The organism is Kitasatospora sp. NPDC059803 (assembly GCF_042732255.1).
Lineage (GTDB): Bacteria > Actinomycetota > Actinomycetes > Streptomycetales > Streptomycetaceae > Kitasatospora.
Genome location: NZ_JBHWIJ010000476.1, coordinates 1 through 3,889, shown reverse-complemented (window position 1 = coordinate 3,889; position 3,889 = coordinate 1). Strand labels below are relative to the sequence as shown.

Sequence of the window (3,889 nt, the reverse complement as noted above, 5' to 3'; positions counted from 1 at the left end):
CGTGGGGGTGTCCCGATGGTGGGGGTGTGTGTGGGTGGCTGACCGCGCGCGCCGCCGCCGGCGGCCTCGCCTGCCGGGCCGCCGCGTGCTGATCCGGCGCGGGATTCGAATAACTGCGCCGCTTCCTCTCCGGCCGGCCGGAGTCGGTGGTCACCCTCTCCGCCGTCCAGATCGCCTGCGCCACCGCCGAGTTGGCCGCCATCGCGCCGTTCGCCGCGGGCGCCCCGCACTGGCCGGGGGCGGGCGCGGCCGGCGCCCTGCTGGTGCTGGGCGCGGTCGGCACCGGCCTCGCGTACCTGCTCAACCTCGGGCTGGTCCGCACGGCCGGCACCGCGGTGGCCTCCGCCGTCACCTACGTCATGCCGCTGTGGTCCACGGCCCTCGGCGCGGCCTTCCTCGCCGAACCCGTCGGCTGGAACGCCCTGGCCGGCGGCGTCCTGGTGATCGCCGCCGTCGCCCTGACCCGCCCCCGGCCCGCACCCCGCCCGGCCGGCTCCGCCGCCGCCACGCCTGACGCCCCGAGGCCTGGTCAGAGGGTTCGTTAGAGTGACCGGGTGAACGAGGAGGAGCAGCAGCCGACGGCCGTCTGGGCCGCGCTGCGAGCCCACCCGCTGCGCTTCCCCGTCACCCCGTGGGTGCCGCGCTGCTGGGCCTACCTGCTCGGCGGCGCGCTGCTGGGCCCGCTGCTGCTGGCCGCCCTGGCGGTGCTGCTGGTGCTCGGGCTGGGTCTGTCCGTGGTCGGGGTCGGACTGCCGGTCCTCCTCGCACTGGCCCTCGCGGGCATCCCCGCTGCCGCCCTCGAACGCCGACGGCTGCGGCTGGTCGAACCGGCACCGCTGCCCGACCCGCACCGCCCGCTGCCCGGCGCCGGCCGCCGCGCGAGGCTGCGGACCCGCCTGCGCGAGCGCGCCACCTGGCGCGAGCTGGCCCACACCGCGCTCACCGCCACGGCCCTCGCCGCCGCCGCGCTCGGCTTCAGCGCCGCGCTGCTGTTCTGCGCCGCCCTGGTCGCTTCCCCGGTGATCGTCTGGGCGCTGGCTCCCGAAACCGTCATGATCATCCCCGGCCGGGCGGTGCCCGGGCCGCTCGCCGCCCTGCCGTTCAGCGCCGCCGGGCTCGCCGGACTCCTCCTCTGCGCCTACGCCGGCGCCCTGCTGACCACCGCCCAGGTCGCCCTCGCCCGCCTCCTGCTCGGGCCCCGCGAGGAGGACACCGGCCGCCAGGTCCTCGAACTCACCCGCTCCCGGGCCCGGCTCGCCGACGCCTTCGAAGCCGAACGCCGCCGCATCGAACGCGACCTGCACGACGGCGCCCAACAGCAGCTCGTCGCGCTCAGCATGACCCTCGGCCTCGCCGACCACGCGCTGCGCGACGGCAGCGCCCAGTCCGGCGACCGGGCGACCGCCCTGGTCGCCCGGGCGCGCGGCGAAGCCCGGCAGGCCCTGGAACAACTGCGCGGCCTGGTCCGCGGCATCCACCCCCAGGTGCTCACCGACCACGGCCTCGCCGCCGCCGTCGCCGAGGTCGCGCTGCGCCACCCCATCCCGGTCCGGTCCGACTTCGACCTCCCCGGCCGGCTGCCCGCCCCCGTCGAGACCACCGCCTACTTCACCGTCACCGAAGCGCTCACCAACGCCGCCAAGCACAGCGGCGCCGCCGCGATCACCGTCAGCGGGCGCATCGCCGACGGCCGTCTGGTGCTCCAGGTGACCGACGACGGCCACGGCGGGGCGGACCCGGCCGCCGGGGCCGGCCTGCGCGGACTCGCCGACCGGGTGGCACTCCTGAAAGGACGGCTCATGGTGACCAGCCCGACGGGCGGCCCGACCACGCTGCGGCTGGAGGTCCCGTGCTCCGGATCGTGATCGCGGAGGACGCCGTCCTGCTGCGCGCCGGACTCGTCGAACTCCTCACCCTCGGCGGCCACCGGGTGACCGCCGCCGTCGGCGACGCCCGCGCCCTCGCCGCCGCCGTCGACACCGAACGGCCCGACGCCGTCATCACCGACGTCAGGATGCCGCCCGACTTCTCCGACGAGGGCCTGCGCGCCGCCCTCGACCTGCGCGAACGCCACCCGGGCCTGCCCGTCCTGGTGCTCTCCCAGTACGTCGCCACCCCGTACGCGACCCGCCTGCTCGCCGCCGCCGGCGCCCAACCCGCCGGCCTCGGCTACCTCCTGAAGGACCGCGTCGGCGACGTCGCCGACTTCCTCGACGCCCTGCGCCGGGTCGCCGCCGGCGAGACCGTCATCGACCCCGACGTGGTCCGCGTCCTGCTGCGCCAGCAGTCCGCCGACCGCCCCCTCACCCGGCTGACCCCCCGCGAACGCGAAGTCCTCGCCCTCATGGCCGAGGGCCTCAACAACCAGGCGATCGCCACCCGGCTGACCATCACCGAGGCCTCGGTGGTCAAACACTGCGGCAACATCTTCATGAAGCTCGACCTCGACCCCACCGAAGGCAACCGCCGCGTCCTCGCCGTCCTCGCCCACCTCCGGGCGGCGTAGGGCGGCGTAGGGCGGCGTAGGGCGCGCCCGACACCGGGCCGGCGTCGGCGGCTCAGCGCAGACCGAGACAGGGCAGCCAGGCCCGTGAGGCGTCGTGGCCCGCGGTGAGCAGGGCGCACAGCGGGCCGGCCGCGCCCCCGAGCAGGCCCATCCCCTCCGCGCCCAGGGCCTCCACCTCGGGCAGGCGGGCCCTCAGGTGGGCGAGCAGGCGGGCCCTCAGCGCGGCCGCGGCGGGCAGGCCGGCATGGTGGGCGAAGGCGTCGGACACCGCCAGCACGCCCGAGGCGCCGTGGCACAGGGCCAGCAGGTCGCTCGCGCGGTCGCCGAAGAGGTGGAACCGCTCGTCGTACCGGTCGGCGAGCGTGCCGAAGGCCGCTGCGGCCCAGGCCGCCGTCTCCCGGTCGCCCGTGGCGTCGGCCGCGTCCCACAGCGCCCAGGACACTCCGGGGGTGCCGTAGCACCAGGCCTGGCGGGCGCGCGCTCCGGCGGGCGGCGGGCCTTCGAGCCCGGCGCCGTCCCAGGTGCGGATGGAGCGGGCGTCGTCGAAGGACTGCCGCATCAGCCACCCGGTCGCGCGGCGCAGGGCGGGCGTCAGGCCGGGGTGCGGTCCGAGGTGGCGTACGGCTGCGGTGAGTGCGACGACGACTCCCGCGGCGCCGTGGCCCGTGCCGGTGTTGATCCGGCCGTCGAGCCAGCCCAGGTACGGGTGGCCGGCGTACTGCCCCGTCCGCAGCCGGGGCAGCTCGTCGGCGTCGCACAGCCGGGCCAGGTGGTCGGCGTACGGGCCGAGTTGGGCCGGTGTCGGGCGGGCGCCCGTGGTCAGGGCGAGCAGGGTGCCGGAGGGGCCGACGATGAGGTCGTAGTCCGGGAAGGCGACCTGCTCGCAGCGCCAGTCGAGGGCCGGCGCGGTGCGGACCAGGTGGTCACGGAGCCGGTCGGCGACCGGATGCAGGCCCGGGTGGACCAGGGCTCCCAGCCGCAGGCCCGCCAGCGTTCCGGCCAGTCCGCCGTCGTAGAGCCCGCAGTGGCCCGGCCCCTGGCCGGCGGTGCGGGCCCACACCGCCACGGCACGGGCCGCGGACCGTTCGGCCTCCGGCCCTCCGGAGGCGTGCAGCAAGGACGCCAGGACGGGGATGCCCGGATCGGAGGGGTGCTCGGCGCCCGCCGGGCTCTCGCGGGGCCGGGCGGACCAGGCGTCGAGGAGCCGGACGGCGAGTCCGGTGACGGCGGTGCCGGTGCTCTCGGTGCTCTCGGTGTTCGCGGCGTTCGCGGTGTGCTGCGGCACGGTGGCTCCTCGGGAACGGCGGGTCGGGGCCCCGCCCCGGCCCGGGGGGGGCGGGCCGGGGGGCGGGGGGCCCGCCCCCCGGGGGGGGGGGGGCGGGG

The 3,889-nt window shown here is 77.7% G+C and carries 4 protein-coding genes; 3 read left to right on the top strand and 1 reads right to left on the bottom strand.

Annotated elements, in window-relative coordinates:
• Nucleotides 1-146: 146 nt before the first annotated feature.
• The 3 genes from ACFV6I_RS38335 to ACFV6I_RS38325 are packed head-to-tail and all read left to right on the top strand — an operon-like array spanning nucleotide 147 to nucleotide 2,506.
• The gene (locus ACFV6I_RS38335) at nucleotides 147-545 is read left to right on the top strand and encodes an EamA family transporter (protein ID WP_380430789.1); all 399 of its coding nucleotides are present in this window, start codon (nucleotides 147-149) and stop codon (nucleotides 543-545) included.
• Nucleotides 546-554: 9 nt separating this feature from the next.
• A complete protein-coding gene (locus ACFV6I_RS38330) occupies nucleotides 555-1,865 on the top strand; it encodes a sensor domain-containing protein (protein ID WP_380430786.1) in 1,311 nt (436 codons plus the stop codon).
• Entirely contained in the window at nucleotides 1,850-2,506 is a 657-nt protein-coding gene (locus tag ACFV6I_RS38325) for a response regulator (RefSeq protein ID WP_380430783.1), read from the top strand. Before ACFV6I_RS38330 ends, ACFV6I_RS38325 begins: the two co-directional genes overlap by 16 nt.
• Before the next feature lie 52 nt (nucleotides 2,507-2,558).
• Here ACFV6I_RS38325 and ACFV6I_RS38320 read toward each other — a convergent pair whose 3' ends face one another.
• The gene (locus ACFV6I_RS38320) at nucleotides 2,559-3,791 is read right to left on the bottom strand and encodes a lanthionine synthetase LanC family protein (protein WP_380430780.1); all 1,233 of its coding nucleotides are present in this window, start codon (nucleotides 3,789-3,791) and stop codon (nucleotides 2,559-2,561) included.
• Nucleotides 3,792-3,889: the final 98 nt, after the last annotated feature.